This window comes from Nocardia sp. NPDC005746 (genome assembly GCF_040630785.1).
Taxonomy (GTDB): Bacteria; Actinomycetota; Actinomycetes; order Mycobacteriales; family Mycobacteriaceae; genus Nocardia.
Window position 1 is genome coordinate 500,623 of the sequence record NZ_JBEXYE010000002.1, and the last position, 21,933, is coordinate 522,555.

The window sequence follows — 21,933 nt, forward strand, 5'->3', positions numbered from 1 at the left end:
GCGGGTCAGCAGACGCCGCGGAACAGGTCGGCGGCCGCGTCGGCGGCGGGCTCGATCAGCCGGGGATCGTCGTAGAAGTCGATCTGGCCGACCGAGTCCAGCCACAGCTCCGATTTCGGGGATGCCACCCCAGCGTAGAACTTGTGCGCCCACGGCGGGACCAGGGCGTTCTCCGAGTGCACCAGCAGGAACGGCACCGACAGCCGGGCCGCCGCCTCCTGGGCGTCGAAACCCGCGGTGTGCTCGAAGGATTCGACTGCGAAACCGTTCGTGTAGTTGGGGACCACGCCGCGCGGGGTGCCGTAGTACTCGAACGCCTCGGTCAGGGGCATGGCCACGTCGCCGTTGTCGGCGGCCACCGCCGGGATGGACTCGATCTCGCCGGTGGCGAGACGACGCTCCCGAGCCAGGCGGCCGCGCTCGACCACCGCCGGATCGGCCGGGTTGGCGGCCGCGTCGGCATACACGCCCGCGACACCGGCGAACGCCCGCAAGCGCGGGTCGTCGGCGACCGCGCGGGCCATGTAGCCGCCACCGGCGCAGACGCCCAGCGCGACAACGGTCTTGCCGGTGAAACGCTCGTCCGCTTCCAGCGCCGAGACGGCGGCGCTGATGTCGGCGGCCTTGCCCAGCGGGTCCTCCAATTGCCGCGCCTCCCCGGCGCTCTCGCCGAAGGTCCGGTGATCGAAGGCCAGGGCGGCGAACCCGCGGCGCGCCAACGCTTCGGCGTAGACGCCCGCCGCCTGCTCCTTGACGGAGGTCAGCGGGCCGGTCGTGACCACCACGCCGGTGGGCTCGCCCTCCGGCACATACAGCGTGCCGACCAGTCGGTCTCCGGCACGGGTGAAAGTGAACGGAACTGTGCTGACAGTCATCTGGTGCTCTCGTCCTCGAAGTCGTCGCATTACGGTGAAACAAGACGGTAGGCGCGGACCCCCGCCACCGATAGAAGGCACTTCGAAGTGCCCTTCCGAACGGAGGCGCGATGGACCTGGTGATCCCCGACGTACTCGAGGAATCCTGCACCACCCGCCAGGCCCTCGAACGCCTGGCCGCCAAATGGCGCATCCTGCTGATCTACGCGTTGCTCGACGGCGCCCAACGCCCGGCCGCGCTGCGCCGCCGCCTGCCCGGCATCACCCAGAAGGTGCTCACCGAAACCTTGCGCGGCATGGAATCCGACGGGCTCGTCGAACGCCACGTCTTCAAGGAGACCGCCCCGCAGCACATCGAGTACTCCCTCACCGAACTCGGCAAGTCGCTGCAGACCCCGCTCGCCGCCATCTGCGCCTGGGCCGCCGACCACCCGTGACCGAACGGTCGGCGGACCACACGACTCCGGCCCTCACCCCTCCCGAGGGCCCGAGCGTTCGGCGATCCCGGCCAATCTGGCCAGATCGGACTGCAGCGCCGACCGGCGGTCATGATGGGCCGGGGTCGCGACCCACACGATGCGGTCGAACCACATCGGCATGGACAGCACCCGGTAGGTCTGCACGATGCGCGTGCCGCCCTCGGAAGGTTCGAGGGTGTAGCGCCATTCGGTGTTGTCACCGCAGACGCCGCCGTGGGTGACCCAGCCCAGTTCGCGCGGGGCGTCGAGCACGGTGATGGTGCAGGCGCGGCTCCAGCGCATGACACCGGATCGGCTGTTCCCGACGAATCGGGCGCCCGGGGCCGCCGCGGCCGCGCCGTCGAGCCAGCGCGCGGAACGGCACTCGTGACTCCACTCGCCGACGCGGGTGACGTCGGCGAGAATCTCCCAGATCTGTTGCGGTGACGCGGAAGTCGCGAATTCCTGACGGCCGACGAGTGTGGTCTTCAAGGAACTGAACTCGCTGGTGCGCCACCGCTGGAACGCGCCGTGCCGGTACCGGTGGATCATCAGGTGGAGAATGATCCAGCGCGGCACCGCCGGGACCAGTTCGGTGATGGCGGTCCGATCCCGGCCTTGCAGGCCGTCGAGGATGAACAGGCCCTGATCCGATAAATCGATGGGCCCCAACGGTTTCACGTTGTATTCGAGATCCCAGTGCCGCCACTCGGCGTCGGTGAGGGTCTGCGAGACGATCGGCATCATCTCCGCCTCCTCGCGCGCGAGATGCGGAAGCAGGACGCCGGTCAGCCCATCGAGAGCGTCGACCACGTCCGGGCGATGCTCGGCCGAGTCACGGTAGGTCCGGGCGGCGGCGCCGAGGTCGTCCATGGCGGGCGCGATGCTCCGATGATCGGCGTTCATGGTGTCGAGCAGGGTCCACGCGCTCGAATTGCGCGCGCGGACCAGCGGATACAGGTGCTCGTCCTCGGATTCGTGATGATGGTGCAGGAAGTCCATCATCCAGAGCAGATGGCCGGCCAGCGCCCGGCGTTGTTCGTCGAAGGGATAGGGCCATTCGGTGAGCGCGCGGCGGGCGCGTTCGAAGTCGCGCCGCAGGGCCGAATGAACGATTCGCATGACTCGGGTATCCGCGGGTCCGGCCAGGCCGGTGTCGGCGGTCATGGCATTGCTACTCCTCGTGAAGGTCGAGCAGCCGCACGATCGCGCCGGCCGCCCACTGTTGATACTGCGCATGACTCCACCCGCTGACCGTGGTGAGGAGCCGGTAGATCTCATTGCTGAACACCGACTGGACCGCATCGGCTTCCAGCTCGGTCAACGGCCGTCCGGCCGCCGCGGACACCAGCGCGGTGCGCGAGATGCGTTCCTGTGCACGGCTTCCGGCGTCCAGCTCGGCGAGATCGGCGTTGCCCTGAGCCGCGCTGTCGAGGACCCGGCGCAGTTCGGCGGTGCGCCGGTAGATCCCGGCGCTGACCTCCGCCAGCGCGGCGACCCGGGCCGCGAGGGGACCTTCTCCCACGCCGAACCACGGGCGATCGTCGAGCGCGATCTGCGCGGCGTCGCCGACCACCGCGATGTCGAGGACGGTCTTCAGCAGGGCGGTCTTGTTCCCGACGCTCGCGTACACGGTCTCCACGGAGCATCCCGCTTCGCGGGCGACATCGCGCATGGAGGCGCCCTCCCAGCCCCGCTCGACGAACAGCCGCGTGGCGACCTCGACGACCCGCCGGCGGGTCCGCGCCGCCGTCTCCTGACGGAGCGGCGACTCGTAGCGACGGGGCTTGGCGGGTGGCACAGAAAAAGTATGGAACGACCACGTATTCAACACAAGACTGTTCCAGCGATTTACCGCGGAGGCCTCGATTGACAGGTTGCGCCATATTCGCCAGCGACTCTCTCGTTGAGGGTTCGAGGGCTTGCGAGAGGCCAGCTTTCGATCTGATCTCGGCTCACACCACTGTAATTTTCACGATGAAACTGCGTTAATATCGCAGGTCAAACCCCATAAATCAACGTTCACCCATGCGGATCTCGCGCTGTGAGGCACAACCTTTTCCAACATTTTGATCAATAAACCGACTGGTTGCGGCGGCGGGGCGCAGAATCGTCATGGACAGTCGCTTTTCAAGTTAGGGACGTTCGACATGGTCTCAGTCGACACGGCGATCGAAGGCATACTGGACGGTTTTCCAGGAGGTTGGAGGGTGATTCGGGGGTCGGGGTGGATGCGATGTAGCGAACGAAGGCCGGGGATCGAGCGCCGAGGTCGGCGCATACGAACCGGTTGGTACTCGCTGTAATGATCTCAGTGGCGGACCCGACGTACACAGCGATGCGGGTGTCGGAGTCACACCTTGCCGCCATATTCCATGGTCCCCGGACCGGGCACGCGTGAGCGTATCGACAGCCGGCCCTCGGGCGTTTTGAGTTCCTGACATGAACGTTGTTTGCTGGAGGTCGAAATGCGCCAACTGCACGATGGCATCGAAGGCAATCCTGACCAGCCAGAATCGTTGCCAAGCGGCACATTTCATTCATCACACGAGGTCTTTCCGCTGACATCCGCGCAGCGGGGAATCTGGTTCGCCCAGCATCTCGCGGTCTCCACACCCATATCCGTCGCCCAATACGTCGAGATCGTTGGCGAATTGGACGCCGAACTCCTGGCCGAAGCCTGCCGAACGGCCGGTCGGGAGTTCGGATCGGGACATACTCGCCTGGTCGAGATCGACGGCGAGCCATTCCAGTACGTCGACCCCGACAACGGCGCCTCGGTACGGGTCGAGGACTTGCGACAGGATGCCGATCCGGTGGCGACGGCGCATCGCAAAATGACCGAGGACTATTCCGCCCCCCTGGATCTATTGCGCGACCCCCTGGTCACCGCCATTGTCTTCCAGGTCGGCGACGAGCATTACTTCTGGTACCAGCGCGCGCACCACATCGCGCTCGACGGATTCGCCGCTGTGACCATGCTGCACCGCATGACCGAGCTGTACAACGCGTGGCTCGAGTCCGAGGAGCCCCCGGCGTGCGTGGCCCAGGACCTGCGGCTGGTCGCCGAACAAGATCTGGCGTACCGCGATTCGACGCGGATGGAGAACGATCGCGACCACTGGATGGAGCATCTGGCGGGCGCACCGGCGGGCGCCAGTCTGGCGGCCCATGTCAACAAGCCCACCATCCATCCGGCGCTCGTCAGCACCGAACTCGCCGAAGACACCGCACACTTGCTCGATTCCGTCGCGCTCGACCACGACAAGAGCGTGACCCCGATCATCGTCGCCGCATTCGCGGCCTTTCTGGCGAGAATGACCGGCAGCGACGAAGTCCTCCTGAGCCTGCCCGTATCGGGCCGGCATTCCGCGGTATTGCGACGTTCGGGCGGCATGGTAGCCAATGTGGTCCCGTTACGCATTCGGGTCGCGGATCGCACCGTCGGCGAACTGATCGCGGCGGTGAAAAGCGAATTGACGAGCGCGCTGCGGCGGCAGCGGTATCGCCAGGAGGACATATTCCACGATATGGGCATCGCGCGCGACGAGGCCGCCTCATTCGGCCCCGCCGTGAATCTCATGATGGTGGAGAACGAAGTCGTGCTGGGCGAGACGACGGGCCGTTTGCACGTGCTCACCTCGGGCCCCACCTCCGACCTTTTCGTCAACATCTACCCGGGCGCGGGCAAAGAGAGCACGCATATCGACTTCCAGGGGAATCCGAATTCCTACAGCCATGACGAACTCGCCGGTCACCATCGGCGATTCCAAATGTTCCTGCACGAATTCCTGGCGGGCGGATCCGACGGCCGGATCGGCGGTCTGCCGCTGCTCGACGTCCAGGAACGCGATGAGCTGCTGCCCGTACGCGGGCCCAGCGCCGTCGACACCCGCCTGCTGCCCGACATGCTGGCCGAGAGCGCCCGCCGGAACGCCGCCGCCTGCGCGATCACCTCCAATGGCCGGAGCATGACCTACGCAGAACTGGACTCCGAGTCCTCGCGGCTGGCCCGGCAGCTGATCGCGCTGGGTTGTGGCCCGGACACGGCGGTGGCGATCATGCTGCGCCGGTCGACCGACTCGGTGGTGGCGACCTGGGCGGTCGCCAAGAGCGGCGCGGCCTTCGTCCAGATGGCCCCCGACTACCCGGCCAAGCGAATCGAACACATGGTCGCCGACAGCGGTGCGACCGTGGCGATCACGGTGAACGCGCTACGCGAGACCCTCCCGGCGGACCTGCGTCAAGTAGTGCTCGACGACCCCTCGACCCTGGCTCTGTCCGACGCCGCGGACGGGCCGATCTCCGACCTCGACCGCAGCCATCCGCTGCGGCCGTCCAATGTCGCGTACATGACCTACACCTCGGGTTCCACCGGAACCCCGAAGGGCGTGCAGGTCACGCACACCGGTCTGGCGAATCTGGTCGCCGATCGCGCGGCCACCTTCGGCATCGACACGACTTCCCGTGTGTCGTACGCCCTCTCCCCCAGTTTCGACGCCTCCCTCGAACAGTTCCTGACCTGCTTCGCGTCCGGGTCCACGCTGGTGGTCGTGCCGCCCGAGGTGGTCGGCGGAGACTCGCTGACCCAGCTGCTGGCCGACGAGCACGTGACCCACCTGACGCTGACGCCGACCATGCTGGCGACGGTGGATCCGGAGCTGCCGACCGATGTGCGAGTGGTCGTGGTGGGCGGCGATGTCTGCCCGCCGCATCTGGTCGAGCGCTGGACGCTGTCGGCGGCCATGTTCAACGAGTACGGGCCCACCGAATCGACCGTCACCGCCGCGGGAGCGATGCTCGAGCCCGGGCAGGTGCACACGATCGGCGGCCCGATCCGCGGCGTCGAGGCCATGGTCCTGGACCGTGCGTTGCAGCCCGTGCCGCGTGGCACCGTCGGCGAGTTGTATCTGGCCGGACCGGGATTGGCCCGCGGCTACAGCCACCGATTCGTCGAGACCGCCGCCCGTTTCGTCGCCGACCCGTACGGCGGCACCGGTGCGCGCATGTACCGCACCGGCGATATCGCGCGCTGGACCGGCGAGAACGGCGATACCGCGCTCGAACTGATGGGCCGCAGCGATTTCCAGGTCAAGATCCGCGGCTATCGGATCGAACCGGGCGAGGTCGACGCCGCGCTCACCACCCACGAGGACGTGGATCTGTGCGTCACCGTGCCCGCGCAGAACAATGTCGGCACCACCGTGCTGGCGTCGTATGTCGTGCCGGTCGAGGGCCGCGGTATCGATCCGGTCGAGATCCTCCGCTTCGCCCGCGAAACCCTGCCGCCGCACCTGGTTCCGGCAATCGTGCTGCCCCTGGACGGCCTGCCGATGAACGCCTTCGGCAAGGTGGATCGCGGCGCCTTGCCGAAGCCCGAGTTCGGGACCGCACCCGCCGGGCGGGCCCCGGCGACCGAGCGGGAGAAGACCATCGCCGGGCTATTCGAGGAGGTGCTCGCGGTGCCCCGGGTCGGGGCCGACGACAGCTTCTTCGTCCTGGGCGGCGACAGCATCCTGTCGATCCGCCTCGTGGCGCGCGCCAAGGCCGAGGGGCTGGGCTTCTCGACCCAGGACGTCTTCGTGCACAAGACGGTCGCCGGGCTGGCGGCCGTGGCCACCGACGTCGGCGATGCGCCCGGGCTGGCCGAGCTGCCGGGTGGCGGCGTCGGGCCGATGCCGTTGTCGCCGATCATGCACGCCATGCTCGATCGCGGTCATTACGACCGGTTCGCGCAGGCCGCGCTCGTGGAACTCCCGGACGGCGTCGATCGAGCGGGTCTGGTGCGCGCACTGGGTTCGGTGATGGACCGCCACGACATGCTGCGCGCGGTCTTGCGCGACGTCGGAGCGGAGAGCTACGTCGAGGTCCTCGAGCGGGACGCGGTCGACCCGGATTCCTCGCTGCACGAGGTGCGCCTCGGCCGACGCGACGCCGACGAGATCGACCGTCATCTCCAGGACGCCGCAGATCGATTGGACCCCGGCAACGGCGTACTCGTTCAGGCCGTGTGGCTGCGGGACGACCACGATTCCGGACCCGACCTGCTCTGGCTGGTGATCCACCATCTCGCCGTGGACGCGGTGTCGTGGCGCACCGTGCTCACCGATCTCGCACAGGCCTGGACGCAGGACGGTGAGCCGCAATGGGGTCCGGCCACCACCTCGGTGCGGCGGTGGCTCCACGGTTTGGCCGAGGGCGCGCAGAGTAGGCGCGCGACCGAACTCGAGCACTGGAAAGACGTTCTCGCGCACGAGGATCGACTACTCGGCTCGCGTCGCCTGGACCCGGACGTCGACACCGGCGCCACCGCGGGCCGGATCCACGAACGGATTCCGGCGGCGGTGACCGAGGCGGTCCTCACCACCATCCCGGACCGATTCCATTGCGGCGCCAACGATCCGCTGGTCGCGGCCCTGGTGCTGGCCCTGGCGGAGTGGCGGCGCCGGCGCGGCGTGACCTCGGCCGGGGAGTCGATCCTATTGGAAGGCCACGGCCGCGAGGAGCAGGCCGTGCCGGGCGCGGATCTGGGCGCCACCGTCGGCTGGTTCACCACCCGATTCCCGATCCGCATCGAGTGGGACGACCTCGACCTCGACGACGCCCTGGCCGGCGGCCCGAGCGCGGGACGGGCGATCAAGCTGGTCAAGGAGCAGCTGCGCGCGGTGCCGGACAACGGCATCGGCTTCCCGGTGCTGCGGCATCTCGATCCCGTGGGCCGCGCCGAGCTCACGCCCCTGACCAAACCGCAGATCAGCTTCAACTACCTCGGGCGCGTGGGCTCGGGTGAGCGGTCCGGGCCGTGGGCCCCGACCACCGAGTTCACCGCGCTCACCGGCACCAGCGATCCGGCCATGGCGCTGGCCGCTCTGCTCGATGTCAATGCCATCGCCGAAGCGGGCACAGACGGGCTGGAGCTCGCTGTGACATGGGAATTCGCGTCGCAGGCGCTGGCGGCCGAGGACGTCGAGGAACTCGCCGGACTGTGGACCCGCGCCCTGGAGGCGCTGGCCGATCACGTCCGGTCCGCGACCGGATACAGCTACACGCCCTCCGACTTCCCGCTCGCCACCGTCGCCCAGGACCAGATCGACCGGTGGCTGCGCGACTACCCGTCGATGACCGAGGTGTGGCCGCTGACCGCCCTGCAGTCCGGGCTGCTGTTCCACACCGTCTACGACCGGGGCGGCGAGGACGGCTATATCGTGCAGGCCGCGCTGACGTTCGACGGCCAGGTGGACGGCGAGCGGATGCGGCGGGCCGCCCAGGTGCTGCTGGATCGGCACGACAGCTTGCGGACCGCGTTCGTCGAAACCGAAGCCGGGCCGCGTCAGATCGTGTTGCGCGACACCACGGTCGAGTGGGCCACGTCGGATGTCAGCCTGGTCGACCAGCAGGACGAAGCGCTGCGGGACATCGCGCGTCTCGCCGCCGCGCCCTTCGATCCGGCGCGGCCGCCGCTGGTGCGTTTCCACCTCGTGCGCACCGGTGTCGAGCAGTTCCGGCTGCTGGTGACCAATCACCATCTGGTGCTGGACGGCTGGTCGATGCCGCTGCTCATCCACGAGTTGCTGACGCTGTACATCTCCGACGGCGACACCGCCGGCCTCGCGCCCGCGCGGTCGTTCCGCGAATACCTGCGCTGGCTGAAGGAGCAGGACAGCGACGCCACGGCGGCCGCGTGGCGGGACATGCTCGCCGGGATCGACCGGCCGACGCGGATCACGAACGGCCCGGAGCGGACGGTCACCGCCGACGCGGGCGAGGTCGGCCTGAACCTCGATACCGCCACCTCCGCCGCGATTCTCGACCTCGGCCGCTCACACGGCGTCACTCCCAATACCGCCCTGCACGTGGCCTGGGCGCTGCTGGTGTCCATGCTGGCCGGGCGGCCGGACGTGGTGTTCGGCAATACGGTCTCGAACCGTCCGCCGCGGATTCCGGATGTCGAGCGCATGGTCGGGCTGATGGTGAACACGCTGCCCGTGCGGATCCGGCTCGAGCCCGGCGAGACCGTCGGAGATCTGCTGGTGCGGGTGCAGTCCGAGCAGGCCGCGATGCTGGATCACCAGCACATCGGCTTGGCGGAATTGCAGCGGGTATCCGGGATCACCGACATGTTCGACACCGCGACGGTGCTCGAGTCCTACCCCTTCGATCGGGAGCTGCTGGCCCACGACCTCTCGGCCGCCGGTTTGCGGCTGGTCGAGATCGACGCGCACGACGCGACGCCGTTCCCGTTGAGCCTGCAGGTGACCCCACCGCGCCCGCGTGGCGACGGCGGAGCGGACACCGGAACCTATTCGGTGACACTGAAATTCGCCACCGACCGCTTCGACGACAACGCTGCCCACCAGCTGCTCGGCCGCTTCGAGCTGCTGCTCACGCAGCTCGTCGACGATCCGGCCGCCACGGTCGCGTCGATCTCGTCCTGCTGGGATTCCGAACGCGCCAAACTGCTCTCGGTCAGCGGCGGCGAGCCCGCCCCCGAACGGGTGCTCCGCGACATCCTGTCCGCGACCGCTCGCCGACACCCCGACGCCGCGGCCATCCGGTACGGGGACACCACGTGGACCTATCGCGAGCTGGACGAGCGCGCCGACGCGTTCGCCCGCCGGCTGATCGCCCACGGCGCACGGCCCGAGTCGACCGTGGCTCTGGTCCTGCCCCGCTCGGCCGAACTCATCGTCGCGATCTGGGCCATCGCCAAGACCGGCGCCGCATTCCTGCCCCTGGATCCCGGCAATCCGGCCGCGCGGATCGGCGAGCTGCTGTCCAGCTCGCACACCAGACTGGGCGTCACGACAAGTACTGTCGCACAGCAGATCCCGGCGGCCGTCGACTGGCTGACGCTGGACGCTTCGACGTCCGACACCGATGAGCTGCTCCCACACCCGCCCGAGGCAGACCTGTCGGCCGACCACGCGGCGTACGTGATCTACACGTCCGGCTCGACCGGCACGCCGAAGGCGGTCCACCTCAGCCACCGGGGTCTGGCCGATCTGGTCGCGGCGCAGGCCGACGCGTTCCGGCCCACCCCGGAATCACTGGTGTTGCAGGTCGCCTCGCCCGGATTCGACGCCTGCGTCTCGGAGATGCTGCTGGCGCACAGTAGCGGGGCGTGCCTCGTGGTCGCGCCGCCCGAGGTGTACGCGGGCATCGACCTGGAGGAACTGCTTCGGTCGCAGCGGGTTTCGCACGCGATCATCACCCCGTCGGTGCTGAACACCATGGACCCGTCCCACCTGCCGGCGTTGACCACCCTGGCCGTGGTCGGTGAGGCGGTCGGTCCCGACACCGTGAACCGGTGGGCCCCCGGCCGGCGGCTCATGAACCACTACGGTCCGACCGAATGCACCATCTGGGCAACGGGATCCGACGATCTCGCCGCCGGTGATCCCGTCACGATCGGCGGCCCTGTCATCGGCGCGTCCGCGCTGGTGCTGGACCCGTGGCTGCGACCGGTGCCGGTCGGCGTCGCGGGTGAGCTGTACGTCGGCGGCCCGGGCCTGGCCCGCGGTTACCTCGACCGCCCGGAGGTGTCGGCGGCGCGGTTCGTCGCCGATCCGCGATCCACCCGCGGCGAACGGCTCTACCGCACCGGCGATTCCGTGCGATGGGTGCGCGCGAACGGCCGTCTCGCACTGGAGTACCTGGGCCGCATCGATCAGCAGGTCAAGATTCACGGCCTGCGCATCGAGCCCGGTGAGATCGACGCCCACATCGCGCGCCACCCCGCCGTGTCCAGCGTCGCCACGGTGACCGTCGACGGGCCCACCGGCGAACCGTTGCTGGTGTCCTATGTCGTGGCCGCACCCGGCGAATCGGTCGACGTGACCGCCATCGAGGGCGCTCTCGCGGGCAGCCTGCCGCGCTACATGAACCCCGCCGCGATCGTGCGGCTCGAGGAGATGCCGCGCACGCCCACGGGCAAGGTCGACCGAAGAGCCTTGCAGAAGCGCGCCTTCGAGGTGGGCGCGAGCGGCGGGCGAGCACCGTCGACCCCCGCCGAGCAGGTGATGGCGCGGCTCTTCGCCGAGGTGCTGCACCTGGAGTCGGTGTCCGCCGACAGCAACTTCTTCGCCCTCGGCGGCGACAGCATCGTGTCCATGCGGCTGGTGGCGCTGGCGCGGAACGCGGGGTTGACGCTCACTCCGCGAGATGTCTTCGAAGGCAAGACCGTTGCCGCGCTGGCCGCGATGGCCGACGGCGGGGCGACCCCGGCGACCGTCGAGGAGCCCCCGCAGCCCGCCACCGCGCATCACGCGTATCGCGCGGTGGGCACCCAACTCGTCAAGCTCACCCGCCAGGACATCGATCAGCTCGAGCGGAAGTACCCCCGGCTCTCCGATGTCTGGCCGTTGTCGCCCATGCAGTCCGGCATGCACTTCCACACGATGTTCGACCCGGACGTGGACGACGGCTACACCGTCCAGACCATGATCGGCTTCTCCGGCGACGTCGACGCCGAGCGGCTGCGGAGGGCCGCGCAGGCGCTGGTGGACCGGCACGACATCCTGCGGGCCGCGTTCGCGGACACCGCCGCCGGACCGTGCCAGGTCGTGGTCGATCACGCCGAGATCCCGTTCCGGGTGGTCGATCCGGCCGCTGACGGCGACGCGGACGGCCCGGCCGACCCCGCGGCGATCGCCGCGGCGGACGCGGCCGAGAGCTTCGATCTGGCCGCCCCGCCGTTGCTGCGCCTGACCCTGATCCGGCTCGGCGCGCGGTCCTACCGGCTGCTCGTCACCAATCACCATGTGATCCTGGACGGCTGGTCGATGCCGCTGCTCATGGCCGAACTACTCGACTACTACGGCTCGCCCGAGCACATCGACGCCGCCGGACCGGCCCCCACCTATCGCGACTACCTGACCTGGCTGGGCCGGCAGGACAGCGCCGAGTCCAAAGCGGCCTGGGCGCGGGAATTCTCGGATGTCGACGCCCCCACCCGGGTGTCCCGTGACGCCGACGCGGGCCCGACGTCCTCCGGCGAGGTCGGAGCCGAGCTGACCGAGGACCGCTTCGGCGCGCTGCGCCGGGTGGCCGCGGACGCGGCCGTCACCCTCAATACCGCCGTCAACGCGGCGTGGGCTCTGAATCTGCGCGTGCTGACCGGTGAGACCGACGTGATCTTCGGCGCCTCGGTCGCGGGCCGGCCCCCGGAATTGCCGAGGGTCGACCAGACGCTCGGCATGTTCCTGAACACGATTCCGGTGCGTGTCCCGCTCGATCCGGCCATGACGGTGCACGAGTTGCTGATCGATATGCAGTCGCGGCAGGCCCGCATGCTCGAGCACCACCACATCGGCCTGCCCGAGATCCACCGCAGCGCGGGCTTGTCGGAGCTGTTCGACACCGCCATCACCTACCAGTCGTTCCCCGTCGACCGCTCGGCTCTGCAACACCTCGTCGATTCGGCGGGCCTGCGGGTCACCGACCTCGACGGCGTGGACGCGGCGCCGTACCCGTTGAGCATGGTCGTGGAACCGATGCAGTCCGAGCACGGTGAGGCGAACGGCCTGAAGATCATCCTCCGATTCCACGAACGGGTCTTCGACCACGACTCCGCGCGGCGCATCCTCGACCGCTTCATCGACCTGCTGGGCCGGATCGGGGCGCATGCCGGCACCCGGCTGGGCGAACTGCCCCTGGACCGGGAACCGCTGCCCGCGTGGCCGGAATCGGCTGCCGAGGTGGCGATCCCGGAGACCCTGGATCGCATCCTCGCGGCCTCGGTGATCGCCGATCCGGATACGGTCGCGGTCCGCTGCGGCGCGGATTCGCTGACCTACCGGCAGCTCGACGACCGATCCACCCGGCTGGCTCGAATCCTGCTGCGGCGCGGGGCCCGACGCGGCCAGGTGGTCGCCTCGGTGCTGCCCCGCTCGCTGGCGGCCACGGTCACCCTGTGGGCGGTGGCGAAGACGGGTGCGGCGATCCTGCCGATCGATCCGACGCTGCCCGCCGAACGGATCGAATTCCTGCTGTCGGACTCGGGCACCGTGCTCGGGCTGACCGACGGATCCGTCCGCAAGCGCCCGCCGGACGGCGTCGACTGGCTGCTGCTGGACGGGGCGCAGGCGTTGCACGCCCTGGACTCGGTGTCGGGCGCGCCGATCACCGATGCCGAACGCGGCGCGCCGATCCGGCGCGAGCAGATCGCGTACGTCAGCTACACCTCCGGCTCGACCGGAACCCCCAAGGGCGTGCTGGTGAGCCATCGCGGCCTGGCCGACATCGTCACGGCGCAGCGGCGGCGGTTCGGGGTGGACCCGATGTCGGTGGTGCTGCAGGTCGCCTCGCCCAGCTTCGACGCCTCGGTGTTCGAGCTGCTCATGGCGCACGGGTCGGGCGGCCGCCTGGTCGTCTCCCCCGGCGAGATCTACGCCGGGCCCGACCTCGCGGAACTGATCGCGCGCGAACGGGTTTCGCACGCCGTGGTGACACCCTCGGCGCTGGCGACGGTCCCGACCGCAGGCCTGGACGGGCTGCGGCTGCTGGCGACCGCCGGTGAACCCCTCGGACCCGAACTGGTCGAACGGTGGGCTCCCGGGCGCACCATGGTCAATCTGTACGGGCCCAGCGAGACCACCATCTGGGCGACGGCCACCGACGCGCTGACGCCGGGTGCGGCCATCACGATCGGCCGACCGGTCGGTCCCGTCGCGGCCGTAGTCCTGGACACCTGGTTGCGGCCGGTGCCGCACGGTGTCGCGGGTGAGCTGTACCTGTTCGGCGCGGGCCTGGCCGAAGGCTACGTCGCCAGGACCGGCTTGACCGCGACGCGCTTCGTGGCCTGCCCGTTCGGCGAGCCCGGCCGCCCGATGTACCGCACCGGGGACGTGGTGCGCCGCACCGCCCTCGGCGAGTTCGAGTTCCTGGGCCGCAACGACTTCCAGGTGAAGGTGCACGGCACCCGCATCGAACTCGGCGAAATCGACGCCGCGCTGGGCGCGTGGCCCGAGGTCGCGTACGCGGTCACCGTGCCACGCCACGATCCCGGTCGGCCGGTCCGGCTGGTGTCCTATGTCGTGCCCGCGGCCGGGGTCCAGCTGTCGGGTGCGGAATTGCGTGCGGCACTGGCCGAGTCGCTGCCCCGGATCATGGTGCCGTCCGCGGTGATCGTGCTCGACGAGGTGCCGCTGACCGCCAACGGCAAACTCGATCGCGAACGACTACCCGAACCCGTCGCCGTCACCCGCGAATTCCGGGCCCCGACACCGGGTGCGGAAGAACTGGTGGCACGGATCTACGAGCGGGTCCTCGATGTGGCCGGTGTCGGCGCGGACGACGACTTCTTCGAACTGGGCGGCGATTCGCTCAGCGCCTCGCTGGTCGCGGGACGGCTGGGCGCGGCCCTGCAGGTGCAGGTGCCGGTGCGGTCCATCTTCGAAGCGCCGACGGTCGCCGAATTGGCCGCCCGCACCTGGACATTCAGTGACTCGGACCGGCTGCCGCTGCTGCCCGGGACCCATCCCGACCCGGTGCCGCTGTCGCTGGCCCAGCAGCGGATGTGGTTCCTCAACCGCTTCGAGCCCGAGTCCCCGGCCTACAACATCCCGGTCATGCTGCGGTTGTCGGGATCGCTGGACACCGACGCCCTCGCGGCCGCGCTCGCCGACGTGGTCGGCCGCCACGAGGTGCTGCGGACGGTCTATCCCGAATTCTCGGGTGAGCCGCGGCAGGTCGTGCTCGACGAGCCCGCGACCGCGGTCGAGCCGAAGCGCGTACCCGAGGAAGCCGTCGCCGAGGTGGTCGGCGAATTCGTGCGGCGCGGATTCGACGTCACCGCGGACGTTCCGATGCGGGTGGGTCTGTTCGAACTCGCCGAACACGACGATGGCACCGGCGAATTCCTGCTGGTGCTGGTGGTCCATCACATCGCCGGTGACGGCCAGTCGATGGGACCGCTGGCCCACGACGTGATGACGGCCTACGCCGCGCGAACGGCGGGGCACGCGCCCGAATGGAAGCCGCTCACCGTGCAGTACGCCGATTTCGCGTGGTGGCAGCGGGAGATGCTCGGCGCCGCGGACGATCCGGCCTCCCTGATGTCCGCCCAGCTGGAGTACTGGCGCACCACCCTCGACGGCGCGCCGGACCGGTTGGACCTGCCCGCCGACCGCCCGCGCCCCGCCGTCGCCTCCCTGGCGGGCGGCCGGGTGCCGGTGCAGATCGACGCGGACCTGCACCGGCAACTGGTCACCCTCGCGCGGTCGCGTGGAGCATCGCTGTTCATGGTGATGCACGCCGCGCTGGCAACGGTTCTGGGACGGCTCGGCGGCACCGACGACGTCGTGATCGGCACCCCCGTCGCCGGGCGCGGCGAACCCGGCCTGGAACAACTGGTCGGCATGTTCGTGAACACGCTGGCCCTGCGCACCCGGGTCGACACCACCGAGCGGTTCGCCGAACTCCTGATGCGCGCCCGCGACACCGACCTGCTGGCCTTCGAGCACGCCGACGTGCCGTTCGAGCGGGTCGTGGAGGAGCTGAACCCGGAGCGATCCGCGGCCCGGCATCCGCTGTTCCAGGTGGCCCTCGCGTTCGAGAACCTGGCGGCGGTCGAGGTGGCGCTGCCCGGCGTCCGCATCGCCCGCGCCGAGGTCGATACCGGGGCGACCCAGTTCGACCTGCAACTCGTACTCTCCGAAGCGCCCCCCGAGGCCGGTGTCGCACAGGGCATCTCGGGCATGCTGACCTTCGCCCGGGACCTGTTCGACGAGTCGACCGCGGCGGCGATCGTGCGCCGGTTGGTACGGGTGCTCGAAGCCGTCGCCGCCGATCCGGCCATGGTGGTCGGCGATATCGACTGGCTCGACGCCGACGAGCGCGCGGCGCTCACCACCCGGGCCGGAGCGCGCACCGGCACCAGGCCGGAGCCGTCCGGACTGCTGCCGGAGGTGTTCGACACCGCCGTCCGGAACAACCCGCACGGCATCGCCGTGGTCGCCGGCGACACCGCGTTGACGTACACGCAACTCGATGAACGCTCGAACCGGTTGGCGCGGTTGCTGATCGGCCGTGGCGCCGGACCGGAGACCCCCGTGCTGGTGGCGGCCGCGCGCTCGCTGGAGACCGTGGTCGCGTGGTGGGCCGTGGTGAAGTCGGGCGCGGCTTTCGTCCCGGTGGACGCCGGATACCCGGAGAGCCGGATCGCGCAGATGGTGTCGGATTCGGCTGCGACGCTGGGTGTCACGGTGTCCGCCGTCTCCGGCCGGCTGCCCGAGTCGGTGGACTGGATCGTGCTCGACGACGCCGCTGTCGCCGAGCGCCTCGACGGGTTGGCGAGCGGGCCGGTCGGCGATCCCGACCGGCTCCACCCGATGCGCGCCGAGAACGTGGCGTACGTGGTCTTCACCTCCGGGTCGACCGGAACGCCGAAGGGCGTGGCAGTCACCCACACCGGCGTCGCCGACTTCCTCGCCTCGTTCCGCGCCGACTTCGACCTCGGGCCGACCTCCCGGGTGCTTCGTTTCGCATCGCCGTCGTTCGACGCCGCCCTGCTGGAGACCCTGATGGCGGTCAGCGGCGCCGGTGCGCTGATCATCGCGCCGACCGGCATCTACGGTGGCGCCGAGATGACGGAATTCCTGCGCGAGGAGCGCGTCACCCACGCGTTCATGACCCCCGCCGCGCTGGCATCGGTGGATCCGGCCGGGCTCGACGACCTGCGGGTGGTCATGTCCGGTGGTGACGAGGTGTCGGCGGAGCTGGTGAACCGCTGGGCCGGAACCGATCTCGCGGGCACCCGGATGTTCCGGGAGCTGTACGGTCCGACCGAGGCCACGATGGTGACCACGGCCACCGGACCCCTGTGGCCCGGCGACCGGCCGACGATCGGCGTTCCGTTGCAGGCCGTGCGGGCGCTGGTCCTCGATGCCCGGCTACGGCCGGTGCCCGTCGGGGTGGCCGGTGAACTGTATCTGGCGGGCCCGTCCCTGGCGCGCGCCTATCTGGACAAGCCCGCCGCCAGCGGGTCCCGCTTCGTGGCGCACCCGTTCGGGGAACCCGGCAGCCGCATGTACCGCACCGGAGACGTGGTGCGGTGGAACACCGAGGGCAATCTGGAATTCCTGGGACGCAACGACTTCCAGGTCAAGATCCGCGGCTACCGGGTCGAGATGGGCGAGATCGACGCGGTCCTCGACGCGCGGCCGGATGTCGCCTACGCGATCACCACACCGTGGCGCATCGACACCGGGGCCACCCAGCTGGTGACCTACGCGGTCCCCGAGGCCGGGGCGAGCCTGTCGAGCGAGGAGCTGCGGGCGGCGCTGGCCGAGGCGCTGCCGTCGTACCTGGTCCCCGCCGCGGTGATGACCCTCGACACCATCCCGCTCTCGCCCAACGGCAAGCTCGACCGCTCGGCGCTGCCCGCTCCCGTGGTGCAGGCCAAGCGATTCCGGGCCCCGGCCTCCACCGCGGAGGAGATCGTCGCGGGCATCTTCGCCGACGTCCTCGGTATCGACACCCCCATCGGCGCCGACGACGACTTCTTCGAACTGGGCGGCAACAGCCTGGTCGCCACCCGTGTCGCCGCCCGCATCGGCGCCGCGCTCGACGAGACCGTCCCGGTGTCGACCATCTTCGAAGCGCCGACGGTGGCACGGCTCGCCGCGCGCGCCGAATCGCGGGCCAACACCGGCCGGATCGGCTTGACCGCACAGCAGCGTCCGCAGCGGATTCCGCTGTCCTACGCCCAGCAGCGCATGTGGTTCCTGAACCGGCTCGAGCCCGACTCGGCCGCCTACAGCATCCCGATCGTGTTGCGGCTCACCGGAGAACTGAACCTCGACGCGCTGCGCGCGGCCGTCACCGAGGTGGTCGACCGGCACGAGGTGCTGCGGACCGTCTACCCGTACGCCGAGGGCGAACCATCGCAGGTGGTGCTGCCCACGGCACAGGCCGTGACGCCGATCACGCCGACCCCGGTCACGGAATCGGAACTGGCCGACGCGATGTCGGCGTTCGTCGCGACGACCTTCGACGTCACGGTCGACGCGCCCGTGCGGGTCCGGCTGTTCGAACTCGGGCAGCACGAATGGGTCCTCGCCGTGGTCGCGCACCACATCTCCTGCGACGGCTCCTCACTGGGCCCGCTCGCCCGGGACACCATGACCGCCTATGCCGCCCACCTGACCGGGGAGACCCCGAAGCTGCCCGAACTGCCGGTGCAGTACGCGGACTACGCGATCTGGGAACGCGCGGTGCTGGGCACCGAGGACGATCCCGACTCGCTGATCCGGGCCCAGATCGACTACTGGACCCTCGAATTGGCGGAACTCCCGCCGCTGCTGGAACTCCCGACCGACCGGCCGCGGCCGCCCGTGCAGACCTACGCGGGCGCGACCGTACCGATCAGCATCGACGCCGACCTGCACACCGGACTGCAACAGGTCGCGCGGGAACACAATACGACGCTGTTCATGGTGGTCCACGCCGCGCTGGCCGCCACCCTGGCCCGGCTCGCGGATATGGACGACATCGCGATCGGCACCCCGTACGCGGGACGCGGCGAACCCGAACTCGACGACCTGGTCGGCATGTTCGTCAACACCCTGGTGTTGCGGACCCGGCTGGCACCGGAGATGACCCTCACCCAGCTGCTCGAGCATGTGCGCGGCACCGACCTCGCCGCCTTCGGGCACGCCGACGTGCCGTTCGAGCGGCTGGTGCAGGAGCTGAATCCGATGCGGTCGCACGCGCATCACCCGCTGTTCCAGGTGATGCTGGCGTTCCAGAACGTCGACAAGGCCGAATTCGAACTGCCGGGCCTGTCGGTCTCGGGCGTCACACCCGACGCCGACACCGCGCTGTTCGATCTGCTGGTGTCCGTACAGGATTCCTACGACGCCACCGGTGAACCGGCCGGCATCACCGGCGCGGTCACCTACGCGAGCGACCTGTTCGACGCGGCCACGGCGAACACCATCGCCGACCGGCTGCTGCGGCTGCTCGGCGCCCTGGCGACCGACGCGACCCAGCAGGTGTACGACGTGGATCTGCTCGGAGCCGAGGAACGCGACACCGTGCTGCGGCACTGGAATTCGACCGACCGCGACCTCCCCACCGACGAGACACTCGCCTCGCTGTTCACCGACTCGGTGCGGGCCTACCCGGACCGGACCGCGATCGTGACCGCCGACGAGTCGCTGACCTACGCGGAATTCGCGACCCGCGTCAACCGGCTGGCGCGCTGGCTGATCGCACGTGGTGTAGGCCCGGAATCCCTGGTGGCGCTGCGGATGCGGCGGTCTCTGGACCAGGTGACCGCCATGTACGCGGTGCACGCCGCGGGCGCGGGCTACGTACCGGTCGATCCGGACCTGCCGGACGATCGCGTCGAGTACATGCTGTCGATCGCGGCGCCCGCGCTGGAACTGTCGACCCTCGACGGCCTGGACCTGTCCGGATTCGACGACGGTCCGGTGACCGACGCCGACCGGATCGTGCCGCTGCGACCGCACAACCTCGCCTACGTCCTGTTCACCTCCGGGTCGACCGGTCGGCCGAAGGGCGTGGCGGTGACCCATGGTTCGGTGGTGCACCAGGTGCGGTGGCTCGGCGGCACCTACGCGTGGTCACCCGACGACGTGGTGCTGCACAAGTCCCCCGCCACCTTCGACATGTCGGTGTGGGAACTGTTCGCGACCCTGGCCATGGGGGCGCGCATGGTGATCGCGCGCGCCGACGGGCACTCGGACCCGCTCTATCTCGCGGAAACCATTGCCGCCCAGCGGGTCACCATCACCGCGCTGGTGCCGTCGATGCTGGCGGTGTTCGCCGACGCGGTGCCCGCCGGATCCCTGGCATCGGTGCGGACGCTGCTGGTCGGTGGTGAGGCGTTCGGTCCCGATGTCATCGCCGAGGCGCGGCGCACCATGCCCGGGGTCGAACTGCACAACCTGTACGGGCCGACCGAATTCACCGTGTGCGCGACCTCGCATCCGGTCACCGACACCGACAGCGGGAACATGCCGATCGGCGCACCCGCCTGGAACACCCGGGCCTACGTGCTCGACAACCGGTTGCACCCGGTGCCGCCGGGCGTCGCGGGCGAGCTGTACCTCGCGGGCGTCCAGCTCTCGCGCGGGTACCAGTCGCGGCCCGGCCTCACCGCGGAACGGTTCGTGCCCGACCCGTTCGGTGACGGCGGACGCCTCTACCGCACCGGCGACCTGGTGCGCTGGAACAGCGACGGCGAACTGGAATACCTGGGCCGCACCGACTTCCAGGTGAAGCTGCGCGGCCTGCGGATCGAACTCGGGGAGATCGAGGCGGTGCTCGCCGAGCACCCGAGCGTCGCCCGCGCGATCGCGCTGGTGCACAACACGGGCGCGGCCGAACACCTCGTCGGATACGTGGTGCCCGCCGCGGGCGCGACCATCGACACCGCCGCGATCCTGGCGCACGCGGCGGGCGCGCTGACCGACTACATGGTGCCCACCACCGTGATGGCCCTGGACAGCATGCCGCTCACCGTGTCCGGCAAGCTGGACCGGAAGCTGCTCCCCGAACCGGTGCTCCCGGTCGGCGAGTTCCGCGAACCCTCGTCGTGGCTCGAGGAAGAGGTCGCACGAGCCTTCGGCGCGGTGCTCGGGGTGGACCGGGTCGGCGCGGACGACGACTTCTACGCCCTCGGCGGCAACTCGCTGAAGTCGGTGCAGGTGGTCACCCACCTGCGCAAGGAGATCGACTACGAGGTGCCGATCCGGTGGATGCTGTCCGATCCCTGCCCGGCAGACCTGGCCAAGCGGATCGAATCCGGCATGCGCTCGGGCAGCACGGTCGACGGCACCGCCCTCGGCTTCGACGTTCTGCTGCCCATCCGGACCGGCGGCGACCAGCCTCCGCTGTTCTGCATCCACCCGGCCCTGGGCCTGTCGTGGTGCTACCACTCCTTCGACCGGTACCTCGCCGGCGATCGGCCGATCTACGGCATCCAGGCCCCGCAGATCACCGGCGAGGACCCGGGACCGACCACGATCGTGGAGATGGCGCAACGCTACTTCGCGGAGATCCGCGCCGTGCAACCCCACGGCCCGTACCATCTGCTCGGCTGGTCGCTGGGCGGCGCGATCGCTCACCAGATCGCCGTCGAAATGCGTTCCGCCGGTGAGGAAGTCGCGCTGCTGGCGCTACTGGACGCCGAGGCGAGCGGGGTCGACGAATCCACGCTGCGCACCGTCACCGCGGGTGAGCTGATCAGCAACCTGGGTCCGGTCATGGGCGTCGACTACGTGAGCCCCGAGGCGACCGCTCAGGAGGCCGCCGACCTGATCGAACAGCACCTCGGGGCCGGACTCGGCATCGATGCCGCCATGATCGAGCGCCTCACCGACGCCTACAACCTGGCGATCCGGGCGGCCGCCGCCCACCGCCCCGAGGTCCTCGACACCGACATGCTCTATTTCACCGCGACACGGGATCGACGCTCCGACGCCGAGGGCCACAACGGCTGGACACCGGTTGTGCGCGGCCGCATTTCGGCCTTCGACATCGACACCGCCCACCTGGCGATGACCGACCCGGACTCGGTCGCCCAGATCGCCCGGATCCTCAACACCCGGCTGGAGGGCTGAATCCGCTCGACG

General features: G+C 69.7%; 5 protein-coding genes. 2 read left to right on the plus strand and 3 right to left on the minus strand.

The features are described 5' to 3' along the window. Positions 1-5 precede the first annotated feature (5 nt). On the minus strand, positions 6-875 hold the full coding sequence (locus ABZ412_RS06265) for an alpha/beta fold hydrolase (RefSeq protein ID WP_357276971.1): 870 nt from the start codon (positions 873-875) through the stop codon (positions 6-8). A gap of 110 nt (positions 876-985) precedes the next feature. Here ABZ412_RS06265 and ABZ412_RS06270 point away from each other — a divergent pair, with 110 nt between their 5' ends. Continuing rightward, a complete protein-coding gene (locus tag ABZ412_RS06270; protein WP_357276973.1) occupies positions 986-1,312 on the plus strand; it encodes a helix-turn-helix domain-containing protein in 327 nt (108 codons plus the stop codon). Between the two features lie 33 nt (positions 1,313-1,345). On the opposite strand, the gene ABZ412_RS06275 is transcribed toward ABZ412_RS06270, so the two are convergent. Beyond that, complete coding sequence (locus ABZ412_RS06275) at positions 1,346-2,500, minus strand: hemerythrin domain-containing protein (RefSeq protein WP_357276975.1); 1,155 nt, start codon at positions 2,498-2,500, stop codon at positions 1,346-1,348. A gap of 7 nt (positions 2,501-2,507) precedes the next feature. Then, positions 2,508-3,134, minus strand: coding sequence for a TetR/AcrR family transcriptional regulator (locus ABZ412_RS06280; RefSeq protein ID WP_357276977.1), 627 nt, complete (start codon positions 3,132-3,134; stop codon positions 2,508-2,510). Positions 3,135-3,801: 667 nt separating this feature from the next. Between ABZ412_RS06280 and ABZ412_RS06285 the strand changes: the two genes are divergently transcribed. Beyond that, on the plus strand, positions 3,802-21,921 hold the full coding sequence (locus ABZ412_RS06285; protein WP_357276979.1) for an amino acid adenylation domain-containing protein: 18,120 nt from the start codon (positions 3,802-3,804) through the stop codon (positions 21,919-21,921). Positions 21,922-21,933: the final 12 nt, after the last annotated feature.